The following is a 19,135-nucleotide window of genomic DNA, read 5'->3' as shown; positions in this document are numbered from 1 at the left end:
TTTCCTGCGAGCAGGCCTCGCTCATCTGCAACTTGTGATGCCGATGTGACCTGTGTGACTGATGTTGCCAACTCGAATCACTCTTGCCACACTAGTCACACAGGTCCATAACGCTCAACCTTACATTGAGACTTTATCCCGAATTCTTCGGACCCGCCGGAGCAAGGCACTCACCGCGCTTCGGAGCTCGTTGTTTCAGCGATGAGGAGTGCACAGATGTCCAAGACCGAATTCGGGATCCGCGCAGGGAGAACTGCCTGGACCCGTAAAAGGCGGTACATCGCGGGACCTCCTGTCCGGCGCGGATGGACGTCGTCGGTGGCGCGCGTGTCGGCGCTCGCTATTGCCCCCCTTCTCGTGATCGGCGCTGCGGGCCTGGCAGTCCATCTCGGCTCGGCCGGGCCGGAGATCCGGGAGTCGGTCGCCTCCGACACGCCGTTCACCCTGTCCGGGCACGGCAACGGGCACGGCCGAGGGATGGGCCAGTGGGGCGCCTACGGGTACGCGAAGGAGCAGGGGTGGGCAGCCGAGCGCATCCTCGCCCACTACTACGGCGGAACTACCCTCGGCGCACTCGCGGATGCCCAGATCAGTGTGCGGCTGCAGGGTCGCGACGATCAGACTCTCGACGTGTATTCCGCCGCCGGCGCCGTGGTTGCAGGCAAGCCCGTCGGACCGGGCGAGGCCGTGCACCTCACACCGACAGCGGGGGGCGGCGCCAACGTCGTCGTTACCCGAGGCTGTGCGGGTGAGGTCCTGTGGCAGGCCGCCACGGACCATCCGTGGGTAGACCCTGTCGATCTCGGGTCCGACCGTCCGTCGAACGAGCACCTCACCTTCTGCGCGGGTGACACGCCGTATCGGGGCGCGCTCGGTGTCGCGCTGGACGGCGCTGCTGTGCGCACCGTCAACGTCCTCGGCGTGGACGACTACCTGCTCGGGGTCGTGCCTGTCGAGGCAAAGGCAGACTGGGCCGACACTGGTGGTGCCGAAGCACTTCGGGCGCAGGCGATTGCCGCACGCTCGTACGCTGCCACGGAGAACCGTGAGGCCTTTGCCCGGACCTGCGACACCCAGAGTTGTCAGGTGTACGGCGGCTCCGCGGCGGAGGATCCCCGCACCACGGACGCCGTCCGTTCCACCCAGGGCATGATTCTCGTCAAGGACGACAAGGCCGTTGCCGCCGAGTTCTCTTCGTCGACAGGCGGTTTCACGGCCGGGGGCGAGTTCCCGGCGGTTGAGGACCAGGGTGATGCCGTGTCGCCGCACCACGACTGGACGGTGACGCTGACGGCCGGCGACATCGCGACCGCGTTCGGCGTGGGTGAACTCCACACCTTCGAGGTGGTGACCCGCAACAACTTCGGCGTCGACGGGGGCCGGGTCACCGGCGTGAAGGTGGTTGGTTCTTCCGGTACCGCCGAGGCGACCGGGGCGCAGGCGCGGGCCAAGCTGAAGCTGAAGTCCGACTGGTTCACGGTGGGCGAGGGTGTCGGTGTACCGGGAGCGCCGCCGGTACCGGGTGAACCCGACCCCAGCCTCGCCGACGACGACACCGTCGGCACCACCCCGGGATCGCCGATCGCCCAGAAGTACAAGGAACTGGGTGGAGTGAACAGCACGCTGGGTGCACCAGTGGGTCCGGAAATGATGCTGCCGTCCGAGGCGGGCAAGTTCCGGATGTACCAGAAGGGGACCATCATCTGGACGGAGAAGCTCGGTGCACAGGTGATCGACGCGAGCGTGCTACGGGACTGGATTCCGACCGGCGGCAGTTAGCGGCGGCCCTCGAGCACCGCAAGCATTCCGTCGACGGACTCGGCCCAGCCGAAGTCCTCGGCCCGCCGTCTGGCGGACGCCCGCCGGGTGTTCGCGGGAATCTCGAGGACACTACTGACCGCCTCCGCGAAGGCGGGGCCGCGGTTGCTCGCCAGAGCGCCGCACCCGGGTGTGATGATCTCGGCCAGCGCCGAAGACTGTGACGCAACTACCGGGGTACCCGCAGCCAGCGACTCCAGCGCCGACAGGCAGAACGTCTCGTGTGGACCGGGAGCCAGCGACACATCGGCCGACGCGAAGAGGGAGGCGAGCTGCGTCTTGTCGCTGATGAACCCGGTGAAGTGGACGGGGAGCCCCCGGGCTCGGGACTTCAGCGCCTCGCGCCGGGGTCCGTCACCGGCGATGACGAGGCGGGTGTCGTGCCCCTCGCGCTGCAGTAATCGGACCACGTCGATGCTCCGCTCCACCTGCTTCTCCACGGACAGGCGGCCGCAGTGCAGGAGAAATCGTTGCGCCGGCCCGGCGTAGGAGTCGCGCATGCCCTGATCGTGTTTGCCGGGATGGAACAGCGCCAGATCCACCCCCAGCGGGACCCGGTGCAGGTTGGAGGCTTCGATCCGGACGAACTCCTCGCTCGCGAAATCCGTCGTGCAGACGACGGCGTCGTAGTTCCGTGCCATGCGGCGGTTCGCGACATCGGCCCACCCGGTGGCGAGACGGCGCGGCGCGAACTGGCCGAGAAGTCGGTCGAGGCGCTCGTGTGACACGACGACACTGCGAATGCCGCGGTCGCGGGCCCAGCCGCCGAAACCACGCAATGTCAGGCGATCGGACACCTCGAGGACGTCGGGTCGCAGTCCTCGCACCACGTCTGCCACGCGCCGCGGATTGACGACGCGGTAGCCGCCGGTCGCCGGGATCACCGGTGCCGCTCGGGTAACCCGTAGGACCCCGCCCGGCAGAACCTCCTCACTGTCCCGCTGACCTGGGACGACGAGGATCACTTCGTGCCCGCGCTCGGAGTAGCCGCGCCCCCAGTTGTGCAGGGCGGTGCGTAGTCCGCCCGACCGCGGTCCGTAGAAGTTGGCCAGCTGGACGATGCGCACCCGATCATTGAGCTGGATCGGCGCGACGGTGGGAACAACGAGGTCCGCAGAAGGGGTGAATACCGGGAGAACTCCGCGTGCATGGCGAGGGTGTCCCTGCACCCCTTGGCCGCGCACAGGCGACGGAGTCGCTTACCCTGGTTCACCGTGACCGCTGCAAACCCAGAGACCACTGCCCCCGCGAAGGCTGAGACGGAGCGCGACAGCGCGGCCGGATACGACCTCATCGTCGTCGGCTCCGGATTCTTCGGACTGACCATCGCCGAGCGCGCAGCAACGCAGCTGGGCAAGCGAGTGCTGGTGCTCGACCGCCGCCACCACCTGGGCGGAAACGCCTACTCGGAGGCCGAGCCCGAGACCGGCATCGAGATCCACAAGTATGGAGCGCACCTCTTCCACACCTCGAACAAGCGCGTGTGGGACTACGTCACCCAGTTCACCGAATTCACCAGCTACCAGCACCGGGTGTTCGCACTGCACAAGGGGCAGGCGTACCAGTTCCCGATGGGCCTCGGCCTGGTGTCGCAGTTCTTCGGCCGTTACTTCACGCCGGAAGAGGCGCGGAAGCTGATCGCCGAGCAGTCCAGCGAGATCGACTCGGCGGACGCCTCCAACTTGGAAGAAAAGGCGATCTCGCTGATCGGACGCCCGCTGTACGAGGCCTTCGTCCGTGACTACACCGCCAAGCAGTGGCAGACGGACCCCAAGGATCTGCCCGCGGGCAACATCACGCGACTGCCCGTGCGCTACACGTTCGACAACCGCTACTTCAACGACACCTACGAGGGACTGCCCGTCGACGGTTACACGGCGTGGCTCGAGAACATGGCGAAGGACCCGAAGATCGAGGTCCGGCTGGAAACGGACTACTTCGACGTCCGCGACGAACTGCGCGCCGCCAACCCGGACGCTCCCGTCGTCTACACAGGTCCCCTCGACCGGTACTTCGACTACTCGGAGGGTGAGCTGGGCTGGCGGACGCTCGACTTCGAGACCGAGGTCCTCGAGACCGGCGACTTCCAGGGAACACCGGTGATGAACTACAACGACGCCGACGTGCCCTTCACCCGGATCCACGAGTTCCGCCACTTCCACCCGGAGCGGGACTACCCGAAGGACAAGACGGTCATCATGCGGGAGTACTCCCGCTTCGCGGAGAGCAAGGACGAGCCGTACTACCCCATCAACACCCGCGAGGACCGCGACAAGCTCGCCGCGTACCGGGACCGGGCCAAGGCGGAGATGGCGGAAAAGAAGGTCCTGTTCGGTGGTCGCCTCGGCACCTACCAGTACCTGGACATGCACATGGCGATCGCCAGTGCGTTGTCGATGTTCGACAACTCCCTTCGACCCCACCTCGAATCCGGTGCGGACCTCGTCGGGGACTCCGAATGAGCGCCCGCCACCTACTCGAGGCCGAGAAGGCGACCGAGGACCCGTCGTTGCTGGGGAAGTCGTTGCTGCAGCGCATTCTCGTGCCCCGGCCGGGGGAGCCCCTCGACGTGCGCACGCTCTATGTGGAGGAGGCGAAGACCAACAGTCGTCGCGCCCACCCGCTGTCGCGTACTTCGCTGTCGGTCGGTGCGGAGTCCGAAGCGTCGTTCTGCACCTACTTCAACGCCTTCCCGGCGAGCTATTGGCGCCGCTGGACCATCCTGAAGTCGGTGGTGCTGCGGCTGGACCTGTCCGGCCACGGCCGTATCGACGTGTACCGCTCGAAGGCCGATTCGTCCCGCATCCACGTCGAGGGACGTGAGTTCCTCGACGGCGACGCCGCAATGGAGTTCGAGATCGAGCTCGCTCCCTTCGAGGACGGCGGCTGGATCTGGTTCGACATCACCTCCGACACCGAGGTCGTGCTCGAGAGCGCCGGCTGGTTCGCGCCGATCGACGCGCCGGGCGAGGCCACCGTGGCGGTGGGCATCCCCACGTTCAACCGGCCCACCGACTGTGTGAAGGCACTGGAGGCGCTCGCGTCCGATGCGCTGGTGCTCGAAGTGGTCAAGGCCGTCATCGTCCCGGACCAGGGCACTCGCAAGGTCGTGGACGAGGCCGGTTACGAAGACGCCGCAGCAGCGCTGGGCGATCGTCTCGTCATTCACGACCAGGCAAATCTGGGTGGCTCGGGTGGTTACAGCCGCATCATGTACGAGGCCCTGAAGACCACCGATTGCCAGCACATCCTCTTCATGGACGACGACATCGAGATCGAGCCCGACTCGATCCTGCGTGCGCTCGCGATGTCCCGGTTCGCGAAGACCCCCATGCTGGTCGGCGGCCAGATGCTCAACCTGCAGGAGCGCAGCCACCTGCACACGATGGGTGAAGTGGTCGACCGCAGCATCTTCATGTGGACTGCCGCACCCAACGTCGAGTACGACCACGACTTTTCCAAGTACCCGCTCAGCGACCGGGAGAACTCGAAGAAGCTGCACCGCCGCATCGACGTCGACTTCAACGGCTGGTGGATGTGCATGATCCCCCGCCAGGCCGCCGAGGAACTCGGCCAACCGCTCCCGCTCTTCATCAAGTGGGACGACGCCGAGTACGGGCTGCGGGCCCGCGCGGCCGGTTACCCCACCATCACCATGCCCGGTGCCGCCATCTGGCACATGGCGTGGAGCGACAAGGACGACGCCATCGACTGGCAGGCGTACTTCCACCTACGGAACCGACTCGTCGTCGCCGCCCTGCACATGCCGGGCAGCGTCCGCGGCCTCGTGGTCAACAGCGTGAAGGCCACAATCAAGCACTTGTTGTGCCTCGAGTACTCGACCGTCGCGATCCAGAACCAGGCCATCGCCGACTTCCTCCAAGGCCCTGAGCACATCTTCGAGCTGCTGCCCACCGCGCTGGGCAACGTCCATGCGATGCGCAAGGAATTCCCGGACGCCGTTGTCCTGCCGTCCTCGACGAGCCTGCCGCTGCCCTCCGGGGCCGAGGTCGGCGCCGTCGGTCTGCCGGGCAATCCGCTGGCCAAGATCGTGCGCCTCGGCAAGGGTCTGGTCCACAACGTCAAGCCCGCGCACCAAGAGCACCACGAGCGACCGCAGCTCAACGTGCCGACGCTGGACGCGCGCTGGTTCCTGCTGTCGCAGGTGGACGGCGTCACCGTCACCACCGCCGACGGCAGGGGTGTCGTCTACCGCAAGCGCAACCCCAAGCAGGCCCTCGCGCTGCTGAAGGAAGGTCTACGGCTGCGCCGTGAACTGGCTCAGCGGTTCCCTGACCTCAAACGTGAGTACCAGGACGCTGTTCCTGCCCTGACCAGTAAGGAGAGGTGGGAACGTGTCTTCGGCATCTCGTGAGGTGAAGATCCTGCAATCCGTCCAGTCGACGATCGCGGGCAAGCCGGGGGTGGTGGCCACCGCGCGAGCGATGTCACACTTCGGTGAGCACGCCTTCGGCTGGGTGGCTGTCGCCGGGATCGGCGCCGCCCTCGACAAGCCACGCAGGCGTCAGTGGGCGGGAGTTGCCGTCGGTGCGGTGGGCGCCCACGCGGCGTCGATCGCGATCAAGCGGGTCGTCCGCCGTCCCCGGCCGATAGACCCGTCCATCCAGGTCAACGTGTCGACGCCGAGCAAACTGAGCTTCCCGTCCTCGCACGCCACGTCGACCACCGCGGCTGCTGTGCTGCTCGGCCGACTCACCGGGCTACCCTTGCCTGCGTTGTTGGTACCGCCGATGCTGCTCTCCCGGCTAGTTCTGGGAGTGCATTACCCGACCGATGTGCTCGCCGGATCTGCCCTGGGGGCCGCGTCTGCGGCCGCGGTACTCAAGGCCGAGCAGAAGTTTGGAGAAAAATGAGCGAGGAACCGGCAGTCGTCACCGGACCCCCGACATCCCTGGCCGCAGGCATCGTCCGGGCGGTTCGTCCGCGCCAGTGGGTGAAGAACGTCCTGGTGCTGGCTGCTCCCATCGCGGCGGGAACGGCCACCGAGCCTGATGTCCTGCTGCCGGTCGCGCTCGCATTCGTGGTGTTCTGCATGGCGGCATCCGGCATCTACCTCGTCAACGACGCGATGGATGTCGAAGCCGACCGTGCACACCCCACCAAGCGATTCCGTCCCATCGCGGCCGGGGTGCTGCCCGTCAACCTGGCGTTCGCCATGGCGGTCGTCCTGCTGGGCGGCGCCATCGCGCTGGCGTTCCTGGCCAACTGGCAGCTCGCCGTCGTGATGGCCGTGTACATCGGTATTCAGCTGGCATACTGCTTCGGACTCAAACATCAAGCCGTCCTGGACATCTGCATCGTCTCGTCCGGGTTCCTGCTGCGTGCCATCGCCGGCGGTGTGGCCGCCGAGATCGCACTGTCGCAGTGGTTCCTGCTGGTGATGGCGTTCGGCTCGTTGTTCATGGCCGCCGGTAAGCGGTATGCGGAACTGCAGCTCGCCGAGAACACCGGGGCAAAGATCCGCAAGTCGCTCGAGAACTACACCACTACCTACCTGCGCTTCGTCTGGACACTCAGTGCCACCGCCGTCGTGCTCTGCTACGGACTCTGGGCATTCCAGCAGGACGACCTGAAGAGCACCAACTGGTACGCCATCTCCATGGTTCCGTTCACTATCGCGATCCTCCGATACGCCGTCGACGTCGACGGCGGCGAGGCAGGAGAGCCCGAGGAGATCGCGCTGGGCGACCGTGTGCTCCAACTCCTCGCCATCGCCTGGATCGGAGTGGTGGGTGTCGCTGTCTACCTCGTCTGACGTGGTAGGAGGCACCGAATACTCGGATGCCGCCGCGGAGCAGACCGAACGCCACCGGAAGGCCATCCTCTCGAGGGTGGTCTTCCTCGGGGGTGTGGCCGTCTCGGCTCTCCTGATGTTCTGGGGAGCTTGGGAACGTCGGTGGATCGCCGACGACGGTTTGATCGTGCTGCGCACGGTGCGCAACCTGCTCGCAGGCAACGGTCCCGTCTTCAACGCGGGTGAACGGGTCGAGGCGAACACCAGCACCGCCTGGACCTACATCGTCTACGCCTTCGGCTGGCTCACCCAGAGCCGGCTCGAGTACGTTGTTCTCACGATCGCCTTGATCCTGTCCACGGCGGCCATCGTGCTCGCCATGCTCGGCACCGCGCGACTCTACCGCGGTGGATCGTTCGGGTCGGGCGGGACGCTGTTCCTGCTGCCTGCCGGCGTGCTGGTCTACATCGCAGTTCCCCCTGCGCGCGACTTCGCCACGTCCGGGCTCGAAAGTTGCCTGGTCATCTTCTGGATCGCGTTGCTGTGGCTGCTGCTGATCCGGTGGAGTCAGGCTGCTGCCCCGTCCACCGGGTCTGTGCTGATCCTCGCGTTCATCGCGGGAATGGGCCCACTGGTGCGCCCCGAACTGGCTATTCTCGGCGCCCTGTCGCTGGCCATGATCTTCTTCGCACCAGGACTCACCTGGGTGGCGCGCACGGCCATGGTGTTCGTGGCCGGCATCGTGCCGGTCGGATACCAGATCTGGCGGATGGGCTACTACGCGCTCCCGTACCCGAATACCGCGGTGTCGAAGGACGCAGGTGGGGCCAAGTGGTCGCAGGGCTTCGCGTATCTGTGGAATCTGGTCGGCCCGTATCTGCTGTGGCTGCCGTTGTTGTTCCTTCTCGCCGGTGCTGTGCTCGCCTGGCGGGGTCGCAGCAAGTCTCTCGGCGATGGTGTTCGTCACACCTCGGGGAACCGTGTGGAGCATCTGCGCGCGCGGCTCCGGACGCAGAATGCGGTGGTCGCGTTCATCCTCGGCAGTGGATTCATTCTCGGTCTCTATTCGCTGCGCGTCGGTGGCGACTTCATGCACGGGCGCGTACTTCTGCCTGTTCTGTTCTGTTTCATCGTCCCAGTCGCCGTTATTCCGGTGCGAATTCCCGAGAGGGCGTCGTGGGGGAGAAATCGGAAGACATCACTGTTCTTTGCGATGGCATTTCTCTGGGTGGGCACGGTGGTGTGGGCATTCTTTGCCTCCAATACCACCGGAATGCCGGAAGGTGCGGTTGTGGGGCGATCCGGAATTGTCGACGAGCGCGCGTTCTACGTGCTCAATACCGGCCACGCCCATCCTATTCGCGCTGACGATTATCTGGACTATCCGCGTATGCGCGCCATGGCGGAGACCATTGCGGACACCCCGGACGGTGGCCTGCTGATCCCGTCGTCCGACTACACGTACTGGTTCGTCGTTCCTCCGCCGCTTCCGATCCCGGACGGCGGTGCAGGGCACACGGTCTATTTCCTGAACCTCGGCATGACGAGCATGAACGTCGGGCTCGATGTGCGGGTCCTCGACCAGATGGGCCTCGCCTACCCGCTCGCCGCCCACACCGAACGCCTGGACGACGGCCGCATCGGACACGACAAGAACCTCTATCCCGATTGGGTGGTCGTGGACACGGGAATGATCGACAAGCACCCGTGGATGCCGGGATTCCTCGACGAGGAATGGGTGACCGAAGCGCGCGTGGCGCTGACGTGCCCCGAGACGCAGGAACTGTTGACGTCGTATCGGTCCGAATTGACGTGGCCGCGATTCAAGCAGAATTTCAAGGATGCACTGGATTTCGCGAGTTACCGTTTCGATCGGGTACCGGCATACGAAATTCAGCGATGCAATCTCGAGCCGCCTTTCCCGGAACCGGCCGAATAGGCCGAATCGGACAGGCGGAGGTCTCTGGGCCCTGGCGTACAGATCTCGATGCCAGAACGTCACATCTCGTTTGTGTAACGCCGGGGCCTTCGGTCACGATGTACGTCGATGATGAGTCATCGGTGACGGTGGTCGAGGAAGTGCCCCGGGAAATGCTCCGCGAGCGTTTGTCAGGGAACTTTGTGTGACATACAGTCCACCGAGCGCAGTGTGACTTGGAAGAGGTCCGCTGCCGACCCGGCATCGATCCGGGCTGGCAGGGCGCCTGTTCCCCGACGGAATCCGCCGGAACCGCCCCTAGGCGGAGTCCGCAGACGAAGAGAGAGAGCAGTATCCATGCGTTTTGCCAGAACGAGGTTGTCTCAGCGCCTCAAGCAGCGTGCGATGGCAGTAGGTGCCGCCGCACTGGTACTGCCTGTGGCCGCAGGAGTCGCTGGTGGAGCCGTCGCCGTGGCAGCACCCACTCACACCGCCCCGGTCCACACCGCACCGTCGGGTGGATACCAGGAGCTGTGGGTTCCTTCTTCGATGGGAAACATCAAGGTCCAGGTGCAGTGGGCGGCTCGCGGCGGTAGCGCTGCGCTCTACCTGCTCGACGGCCTGCGCGCCCGCAACGACCGCAACGCGTGGACCTTCGAGACCAACGCGCTGGACCAGTACCGCAATGACAACGTCACGCTGGTCATGCCGGTGGGCGGCGAGTCGAGCTTCTACTCCGACTGGTACGCACCCAGCAACTTCAACGGGCAGCCGGTTACGTACAAGTGGGAGACGTTCCTGACTCAGGAGCTTCCCAACTTCCTCGCGAACTACGGCGTCTCACGCACCAACAATGCCGTTCTCGGCCTGTCGATGGGTGGCAGTGCCGCTCTGACGCTCGCTGCGTACCACCGCGACCAGTTCAAGTTCGCCGGTTCACTGTCCGGGTACCTGAACATCTCCGCTCCCGGTATGCGTGAAGCGATCCGGGTCGCGATGCTCGACGCCGGTCGTTTCAACGTCGACGCGATGTGGGGCCCGCCGTGGAACCCGGCGTGGCTGCGTAACGACCCGTTCGTGTTCGCACCGCGTCTGCAGGGCCTGTCGATGTACATCTCCGCCGCCAGCGGTCTGCCGGGTGAGTTCGACCACCCACGCGCGCCGATCGACTACTACAACACCGCAAACGGCATGGGACTCGAGGCGCTCGCGCTGGCCAACACCCGCGCATTCCAGGTTCGCCTGGCCACCCTCGGTGTTCCCGCCCATTTCAGCTTCCCCGCCAACGGCACGCACTCGTGGCCGTACTGGGGCTCGGAGCTGTGGAAGGCCCGCGGACAGATCCTGGACACGCTCGGCGCCTGGTGATCTATTCCTGAGCTCGATTCGAGTGCCGTCCCACCTTCGGGTGGGACGGCACTCGTCGGCTGGGTCCGAGTCCGGCGGGGTGTGGGCGAACCGGGGGAACGGTCGGAATTTTCGTACCCGGGAGTGCACAGTGACACGTTTTGTCAGTAAGGTGATCCCGTCGAGACGCCACCCGCGCAGCGATTGCTGCGCGGGTGGCGTCTGTACGTGAGATTTTCACGAGAGTTCGAGTGGTTGCCGCGTCCGCGGCGCGCGAGGGATCAACCGGAGGGAAGACGACTTCATGCGAGTTGGGGGTTCGACGAGAACGAGCGGGTGGGCCAGACGCACCGCCGCCGCGATTGCTCTGGCAGTAGCACTGCCGCTGGGCGTGACCATGGTGGGCGGCGGCGCGACCGCATCCGCAGCCTTCGACCCTGCAGCCCAGGATTTCTGGGTCGACTCCAGCATGGGCCCGGTGAAGAGCCGCATCTGGCGTGCCGCTGACGGCAACACCAGCCGCGTGGTGTACCTACTCGACGGCCTCCGCGCCCAGGACGACCTCAGCGGCTGGGAGATCAACACCGACGCCGGGCCGTTCCTCGCCGCGCAGAACATCAACGTCGTCCAGCCGGTCGGTGGCCAGTCCAGCTTCTACTCCGACTGGTTGTCGAACTCGACCTTCAATGGTCAGAAGGTCACCTACAAGTGGGAGACCTTCCTCACAGACGAGCTCCGCAACGCGCTCGCGGACCGCCTCGGTTTCCAGTCCACCCGCAACGGTGTCATCGGCCTGTCGATGGGTGGCAGTGCCGCTCTGACGCTCGCCGCGTACCACCCGGACCAGTTCAACTACGCCGGCTCACTGTCCGGGTACCTGAACATCTCGGCTCCCGGCATGCGTGAAGCCATCCGGGTCGCGATGCTCGACGCCGGTCGTTTCAACGTCGACGCGATGTGGGGCCCGCCGTGGAACCCGGCGTGGCTGCGTAACGACCCGTTCGTCTTCGCCAACAAGCTCCGCGACAACGGCACCCGCGTCTGGGTTTCCGCCGCGAACGGCATCCCCGCCCCCGGCGGTGCCGCACCCACCGGGTTCATGGACGTGTTCAACGCCACCACCGGTGCGAGCCTCGAGGCGCTGTCGCTGGCCAACACTCGTGCCTTCCAGGTGCGGATGGCGACCATCGGCGCGAAGAACGTCACCTACAGCTTCCCGCCCCGCGGCATCCACAGCTGGCGCTACTGGCAGCAGCAGATTCACGACCTGGCACCGGATCTCAGCAACACCATCGGGTAGCCGGAAGTAGCTCGAAAGTAACAATTGCACCAGTAGTAACAGCGCGGCACCCCCACTCGTCAGTTGTTTGCGTGTAGAAAGAACCGGAACGTGAGGCAGTGTTCCGTGTTGTGGCCTCGACGCGCAGAGAGAGAGTGAACGTCATGCGAGTAGGCCTGCTCAGGGCAGAACGTCAGCGTATGTCGGCCGGAGTGGTCCGAAGAAGGGTCCTCGCCTCGCTTGCGGCTGTGCTCGTGGTGCCGGTGGCGGTCGGGTTCACCTCGACCGCCACCGCGTCCGCTGCACCGGTTGCCGTGCATTCGGCTCCGGTGGCTACGCAGGCGCCGAGCGGCGCGACGATTCATCACGTCGACTGGCTTTCCGATCGCCGGGTCGCACTGTGGATCAACTCCCCGTCGATGGGGGTGCCGATCCAGGTCCAGTTGCTGCTCGCTCGCGATTGGAATTCCAAGCCGACCGAGAAGTTCCCGTCGGTCTGGATGCTGGACGGTCTGCGCGCGCAGGACAACGAGAACGGCTGGACACTCGAAACCGACGCCGAGTCGTTCTTCGCGGACAAGAACATCAACGTCGTCCTTCCTGTGGGCGGTCAATCCAGCTTCTACTCCGACTGGGTGGCCCAGGACAACGGTCAGAACTACCAGTGGGAGACGTTCCTCACCAAGGAGTTGCCGCCGATTCTCGAGAGCGATTGGCGCACCACACAGACACGCGGTGTGGTCGGGTTGTCGATGGGCGGGACGTCGGCCATGTTCCTCGCCGCTCGCAACCAGGGATTCTTCGATTTCGCGGCCTCGCTGTCGGGCATGCTGACCACCACGGCGCTCGGGATGCCGCAGGCCGTCGCCTACGCCATGAGCGATGCCGGCGGATTCGACGCGAACGCCATGTGGGGCCCACCCACCAGTTCGGCGTGGGAAGAGCACGACCCCTACCTTCTGGCCGACAAGCTCAAGGGCGTCAGCCTCTACATCTCCAGCGGCAGCGGAACCACCGGCCCGTACGACCAGCCGTCGGGAATCCCGGGTGTGAGTACCAACTACGCGGGCATGGGTCTGGAAATCCTCTCGCGCCTCACTTCGCAGACGTTCGCCACCAAGCTCAACAAGCTCGGCATTCCCGCGCAGGTCAACTACCGCCCGTCCGGGACGCACTCGTGGCCGTACTGGCAGTTCGAGCTGCACCAGCTGTGGCCGCAGCTCGCCGCCGCCGTGGGCATCGAAGCAGACAAGCCGGTGTGCGGCACCGGTGGCTCCATTGCCGGGGTCGCGGCAGCGAACCCGTGGATCGGTGACTGCCTCACACCCGAGTACAGCCTCGCGGGCGGCACGGTGCAGGACTTCCGCTTTGGCCGGATCTTCGCCAAGTCCGACACGGGCACGCAGCCGGTTGCCGGGGTCATCGGCGGCGCCTATCAGGCGACGGGTGGTCCGGCGGGGCCGCTCGGCTATCCGACCACCCCTGAGCTGGGAACGCCGGACGGTCGCGGTCGCTTCAATCACTTCGAGCACGGGTCCATCTACTGGACACCCCAAACCGGCGCGCATGCCATCCGCGGGGCCATCCGCGAGGAGTGGGCACGCCAGGGCTGGGAGAGCGGACCGCTCGGCTACCCAGTGGCCGACGAAGTGCCCACACCCGGCAAGGACGGGGTTGTGCAGGGCTTCGAGATCGGCGCCATGTACTACAGCCCCGTCCACGGCACGCACCGCGTGCAGGGGATGATCATGGGCAAGTACGCCGAACTCGGCTATGAAGGCGGATGGCTCGGCTTCCCGAAGACGAGCGAGATCGCGGTCAAGGACGGCGGCAGGTTCAACGAGTTCGAGGGTGGCAACATCTACTGGAGCCCGTTGTCGGGCGCCTGGGCGATCGAGAACGGTCCGATCTTCGACGCGTGGAAGAGCGTCGGCTACGAAGCAGGCCGGATCGGCTTCCCCATCAGTGACAAATTCGCCATCCCGGGCGGTGTGCAGCAGAACTTCCAGACCGGCTACATCACACTGATCGACGGCAAGGCTGAAGTTCACTGATTTTCGTGACGAGCAGCGGGCGGGACCGGTCCAGCGGACCGGGTTCCCGCCCGATCTGCGTCTGTACCCTGTCGAGAGACAACGACTTGGAAAAACAAGGACGGAAATAGATGCCGCAGCATTCACGTATCAGCACCACCTTCGCAAGAGCATTGGCGACCGGCGCGATTGCAGTTGCAGCAAGCGGATTGCTCGTCGGGTGCGGCAGTGACGATTCCACGGCAACGTCCACTCCGTCCGCCACCACAACGGCAGCGCCGACGTCCAGTGCCACCGAGAGTTCGGCCCCTGCTACCAGCGGCAGTGCCACCTCGTCGGCACCGGTGACGAGCCCGGGTCAGGCGGCGACCGCACCGCCCGAACAGCCCGAAGAGGTTCCCGAAGACTTCCCCGGACCCAGCGAGGTCCCGGTGAGCGCCGACGGTCAGAGGTTCCTCGCCGCACTGAAGGACAAGGGCATCGAACCGGCCGCCGACGGCACCATGGCCGTGAGCACCGCGGACTTCATCTGCCAGTCCAAGGCCGAAGGTAAGAGCGATTCCGACACGATGGTGTTCGTAACGGCAATGGTGGGCTCCGAGGCGGCCGCGGCGGGCAAGGAACTCAGCCAGGAGCAGGCGAGCGCCGACGCGCAGACCTACGTCGACGTCGCGCACGCCACCTACTGCAAGTAGACGCCGATGACGTGGACCGGGCGCGAAACGCGGAAGAAGAAGAGCAGCCTCCTGCGCAAGCTGGTGGTACTTGCGGCATTCCTGCTGGTGCTTTTGCTGGCATTGATCGCACTCTGGTATCTCCTTGCGGGGCGGCTACCCGAACCCATCCCGAGCCCGCCCGGTCCCGACCGTCCCGATTCGCAATCCGCCAACTGCCCGGACGTTCAGGTCGTGGTGGTCCCGGGAACGTGGGAGTCCAGTGCCGTCGACGACCCGTACAGCCCGTCCGCCAATCCGGCGTCCTTGATGCTCAACGTGTCTCGGCCGCTGCAGCAACAGTTTCCGCCGTCGCGGGCCGACGTCTACACGGTTCCGTACGTGGCCCAGTTCTCCAACCCGATCGCGTTCCCGCCGGACGGGCAGCAGTCGTACAACAACAGTCGCGCCGCGGGGATGGCGGCCACCAACGACATCCTCGTCCGTCGCCACGCCGAGTGCCCGCTCTCGAGCTTCCTGCTCACCGGTTTCTCGCAGGGTGCGGTGATCGCGGGTGACGTCGCGTCGAGCATCGGCGCCGGCGACGGACCTGTCCCGGCAGACCTTGTTCTGGGTGTCGGCCTCATCGCGGACGGTCGGCGGGACCCGGCGGCCGCCACGAATATCGGCGCGCCGGTCGTCGGCGTCGGGGCCGAACTCTCGCTCGCCGGTCTGCAGATTCCCGGCATCACGATGACCGGTCCGCGCCCCGGGGGATTCGGTGACCTGGCCGACCGTACGGTCGAGATCTGCGCGCCCTCGGACGGCATCTGCGACGCACCCGCCCGGGCCATGGCGCCGGGCAACTGGATCGGCAGCGCGATGCGCCTGCTCGAATACAACAACAACCCCGTTCACGCGTTGTACAACTCGTACGTCGTGGACGAGAACGGCACCACGGCGACGCAATGGATGGCGCGCTGGGCGGCGGAGAAGATCGCCGCGGCCCCGACGCCGGCGCACAGTTGATCTTGTGGCGGGTGGGTTTGCCGAGGTCCCTGATCCGTGAATCGTCCCAAACAGAGACGTACGCCTCGTACTCGCCGGTAGTGTGCGTTTCTCGGCACCGGTAGAGTGCTGCACTGTTGCGGCACCACCCGTGCCCATCCCACCGATGTTCACGTCCTGTTGCGCGGGCGTTTCACCACAGGAGAAGCGATACATGAGTTCCGAGGCCAGCCCGCCCCGTAAGTTCCGATTCGCGGCCGGCGGCGAGGGCAATGCAGACGAGGGCGGCGCGCGCCGGTTCGTCAAACTGGCCCAGAAGGCCGAGGAACTCGGGTTCGACAGCTTCATGATCCCCGATCACCTGGGCAACCAGGTGGGACCGATCGCCGCGCTCGGTGCTCTGGCGATTGCCACCGACAAGATCCGGTTGGGCACCGCGGTGCTCGCCAACGGCTTCCGGCACCCGGCAATCCTCGCGAAGGATGCGGCCACCATCGACGTGCTGTCGGGCGGACGTCTCGAGCTCGGTATCGGCGCGGGGTGGATGAAGGAAGAGTTCGACAAGGGTGGCATCGACTATGAGCGACCCGGCGTGCGCATCGCCAAACTCGAGGAGTCGCTGCAGATCCTCGACACGCTGCTGCGCGGCCAGGAATGCAATTTCGACGGCAAGTACTACCAGATCAAGGGCCTGACCGGCAGCCCGCGGCCTCGCCAGGGCCCGCGCCCGCCGATCGCCGTCGGCGGGGGCGGCCCCAAGATGCTGGCGCTGGCCGCCAAGTACGCGGACATCATCTCCGTCGCCACCCCCACCAGCAAGGAAGGCAAACTCCTGTTGTCGGGTGTCACGCTCGAGAAGACGATGGAGCGCGTCGAGCGGATTCGTGAAGCGGCAGGTGAGCGGTTCGACGACATCGAACTGAACTGGACGATCACCACCATCGTCATCACCGATGACCGTGAGCAGACCGCCGAGATGGCGCTCGCCGCACTCGACCAGGGCTTCCCGCCCAACATCGAGGTGGACGCCAAGCTCTCGGTCGAGGACATCCTCAACTCGCCCTATCTGGCGATCGGCAGCTTCGACGAGATTGCCGATCAGATCCGGATGGTGCGCGAAAAGACGACAATGTCCTACGTCGGTGTGTTCCCCACACAGATGGATGCGTTCGCACCGATCATCTCGCAACTGAAGGGCGAGTAGACGCAGCGTAGCGAGGGCGGCGATGCCAATCTGTAACATATCGATGGTTTGGAATCGATGCACTTATTCGGGTGAGTGGCGTTTCACGTGATTCCCCACGAGTTGTAAAAGATCCGATTCGGCGAAGGAAGTCTGGGGCGCAGGCATGCCGGTGGCATGCCTGTGTGATCGCTTCGGAGGAGATGGAATGAACGCGAAGTTCGATGATTTTATCGACGAGAAGGGCCATATCCGGCTCGACTCGGACAGTACGTTGGTCGACTATGTCCAGCGTCACACGCGAGAGAACTCGGACGAGTTGGCGTACCGCTACATCGATTATTCGCGGGAACGTGACGGCGAAGCGCACGAGCTGACCTGGGAACAGTTCGGTCACCGCCTGCGCGCTGTCGCTGCCCGCCTCCAGCAGGTCACCAAGCCGGGCGACCGTGTCGCCGTGCTTGCGCCGCAGGGTCTCGATTACGTCATCTCGTTCTTCGCCGCCATCCACGCCGGCACCATCGCGGTGCCGCTGTTCGATCCCGACGAGCCCGGTCACACCGACCGCCTCCATGCCGTCCTCGGTGACTGCAAGCCCTCCGCGATCCTCACGGCCACCTCCTCCGCCGCGGGTGTTCGCCAGTTCTTCCGGTCACTCCCCGCAGCCGAACGCCCTCGCATCATCGCAGTCGACGCCATTCCCGACAGCGTCGGCGACACCTGGGTTCGCCCCGAGATCGACCTCGACGACATCGCTTACCTGCAGTACACGTCCGGCTCCACCCGTGTCCCCGCCGGTGTCGAGATCACCCACCGCGCCGTGGGAACCAACGCGCTGCAGATGGTCGACTCCATCGAGCTCAACGAGAACTCGCGCGGCGTCACGTGGCTGCCCCTGTTCCATGACATGGGCCTGCTGACGGTCATCCTGCCTGCGCTGGGCGGCAAGTACATCACCATCATGAGTCCCCGGGCGTTCGTGCAGCGCCCGTACCGCTGGATCAAGGAGCTCGCCGCGATTTCGGACGGCGCGGGTACCTTCGCCGCTGCCCCGAACTTCGCTTTCGAGCATGCGGCGGCCCGCGGTTTGCCGAAGAACGGCGAAAGCCTCGACCTGAGCAATGTGATCGGCCTCATCAACGGCAGCGAGCCGGTCACCACCTCGTCGATGCGCAAATTCAACGAGGCGTTCGCGCCCTACGGTCTGCCCAAGACGGCGATCAAGCCGTCGTACGGAATGGCCGAGGCCACCCTGTTCGTGTCGTCGACCCGGCATTCGGACGAGGCGCGGGTCATCTACGTCGACCGCAACGAGCTCAACGCGGGACGCGTCGTCAAGGTGGATCAAGATGCCGAGAACGCGATCCCGCAGGTGTCCTGCGGGTACGTCGCGCGGAGCCAGTGGGCTGCCATCGTCGATCCGGAGACGGGCATCGAGCAGCCTGACGACCGGGTCGGTGAGATCTGGCTGCACGGTGAGAACATCGGCATCGGTTACTGGGGTCGCACCGACGAGACCGCAGAAACGTTCCACAACAAGCTCACGAACCGGCTCGCCGCGGGCAGCCACGCCGAGGGCACACCCGAGGACGCGCACTGGATGCGTACCGGGGACTTCGGTGTCTACATCGACGGTGAGCTGTTCATCACGGGTCGCGTCAAGGACCTCGTGATCGTCGACGGCCGCAACCACTACCCGCAGGATCTCGAGTTCTCCGCTCAGGAGGCGAGCACCGCCCTGCGGCCCGGATTCGTGGCCGCGTTCGCCGTCCCGGCAAACCAGTTGCCGTCGGTCGTGTTCGAGAACACACAGTCGGGCCTGTCATTCGATCCCGACGATTCCTCGGAGCAGCTCGTCATCGTTGCCGAGCGCGCCCCCGGCGCAGGAAAGGCCGATCCGCAGCCCATCTCCGACACGGTGCGGGCAGCCATCTCGAGCAGGCACGGCGTGACCGCACGCGACATTCTGCTGGTCCCCGCGGGGTCCATTCCGCGCACCTCGAGCGGCAAGATCGCCCGCCGTGCGTGCAAGGCGAGCTACATCGAAGGGACCCTGCGTGGCGGATACACGCAGACGGCCTTCCCCGATAGCGTTTCCGACTAGTCCACTTTCTGACGGGTAGCTTGGTGAGTTGATGGCT

General features: G+C 65.5%; 14 protein-coding genes. 13 read left to right on the top strand and 1 reads right to left on the bottom strand.

The annotated features are described in order from the left end of the window. Positions 1–216: 216 nt before the first annotated feature. The gene (locus NOF53_RS15275; protein WP_255969997.1) at positions 217–1,779 is read left to right on the top strand and encodes a SpoIID/LytB domain-containing protein; all 1,563 of its coding nucleotides are present in this window, start codon (positions 217–219) and stop codon (positions 1,777–1,779) included. Here NOF53_RS15275 and NOF53_RS15270 read toward each other — a convergent pair. Next, positions 1,776–2,885 (bottom strand): glycosyltransferase, encoded by a 1,110-nt coding sequence (locus tag NOF53_RS15270; protein ID WP_255969995.1) that lies wholly within the window; start codon positions 2,883–2,885, stop codon positions 1,776–1,778. The genes NOF53_RS15275 and NOF53_RS15270 overlap by 4 nt on opposite strands. 147 nt (positions 2,886–3,032) lie before the next feature. On the opposite strand from NOF53_RS15270, the gene glf reads away from it, so the two are divergent. From glf to fadD32, 12 genes are all read left to right on the top strand, one after another. Next, a complete protein-coding gene (gene glf / locus NOF53_RS15265) occupies positions 3,033–4,280 on the top strand; it encodes a UDP-galactopyranose mutase (RefSeq protein WP_374212614.1) in 1,248 nt (415 codons plus the stop codon). Then, positions 4,277–6,193: a glycosyltransferase gene (locus tag NOF53_RS15260; RefSeq protein ID WP_255969991.1), complete on the top strand. Its 1,917-nt coding sequence runs from the start codon at positions 4,277–4,279 to the stop codon at positions 6,191–6,193. Before glf ends, NOF53_RS15260 begins: the two co-directional genes overlap by 4 nt. Further along, positions 6,174–6,692 (top strand): phosphatase PAP2 family protein, encoded by a 519-nt coding sequence (locus NOF53_RS15255; RefSeq protein ID WP_255969989.1) that lies wholly within the window; start codon positions 6,174–6,176, stop codon positions 6,690–6,692. The genes NOF53_RS15260 and NOF53_RS15255 overlap by 20 nt, the downstream gene beginning before the upstream one ends. Further along, the gene (locus NOF53_RS15250; RefSeq protein WP_255969986.1) at positions 6,689–7,594 is read left to right on the top strand and encodes a decaprenyl-phosphate phosphoribosyltransferase; all 906 of its coding nucleotides are present in this window, start codon (positions 6,689–6,691) and stop codon (positions 7,592–7,594) included. Before NOF53_RS15255 ends, NOF53_RS15250 begins: the two co-directional genes overlap by 4 nt. Before the next feature lies 1 nt (position 7,595). Beyond that, entirely contained in the window at positions 7,596–9,512 is a 1,917-nt protein-coding gene (locus NOF53_RS15245) for an arabinofuranosyltransferase AftB family protein (protein WP_308213824.1), read from the top strand. Positions 9,513–9,848: 336 nt separating this feature from the next. Beyond that, positions 9,849–10,859, top strand: coding sequence for an alpha/beta hydrolase (locus NOF53_RS15240; RefSeq protein ID WP_255969983.1), 1,011 nt, complete (start codon positions 9,849–9,851; stop codon positions 10,857–10,859). A 283-nt stretch (positions 10,860–11,142) separates the two neighbouring features. Next, positions 11,143–12,138: an alpha/beta hydrolase gene (locus tag NOF53_RS15235; RefSeq protein ID WP_255969980.1), complete on the top strand. Its 996-nt coding sequence runs from the start codon at positions 11,143–11,145 to the stop codon at positions 12,136–12,138. 143 nt (positions 12,139–12,281) lie between these two features. Continuing rightward, positions 12,282–14,171: an alpha/beta hydrolase-fold protein gene (locus NOF53_RS15230; RefSeq protein WP_255969977.1), complete on the top strand. Its 1,890-nt coding sequence runs from the start codon at positions 12,282–12,284 to the stop codon at positions 14,169–14,171. A 110-nt stretch (positions 14,172–14,281) separates the two neighbouring features. Beyond that, entirely contained in the window at positions 14,282–14,845 is a 564-nt protein-coding gene (locus tag NOF53_RS15225; RefSeq protein ID WP_255969974.1) for a DUF732 domain-containing protein, read from the top strand. A 6-nt stretch (positions 14,846–14,851) separates the two neighbouring features. After that, the gene (locus NOF53_RS15220; protein WP_255969971.1) at positions 14,852–15,832 is read left to right on the top strand and encodes a cutinase family protein; all 981 of its coding nucleotides are present in this window, start codon (positions 14,852–14,854) and stop codon (positions 15,830–15,832) included. Between the two features lie 193 nt (positions 15,833–16,025). Then, positions 16,026–17,015, top strand: coding sequence for an LLM class F420-dependent oxidoreductase (locus tag NOF53_RS15215; RefSeq protein ID WP_255969968.1), 990 nt, complete (start codon positions 16,026–16,028; stop codon positions 17,013–17,015). Between the two features lie 187 nt (positions 17,016–17,202). Then, on the top strand, positions 17,203–19,098 hold the full coding sequence (gene fadD32 / locus NOF53_RS15210) for a long-chain-fatty-acid--AMP ligase FadD32 (RefSeq protein ID WP_255969965.1): 1,896 nt from the start codon (positions 17,203–17,205) through the stop codon (positions 19,096–19,098). Positions 19,099–19,135: the final 37 nt, after the last annotated feature.

It is taken from the genome of Rhodococcus tibetensis (genome assembly GCF_024438035.1).
Lineage (GTDB): Bacteria > Actinomycetota > Actinomycetes > Mycobacteriales > Mycobacteriaceae > Rhodococcus_F > Rhodococcus_F tibetensis.
The sequence above is the reverse complement of the archived record's forward strand: the minus strand, read 5'-3'. Positions and strand labels throughout refer to the sequence as shown.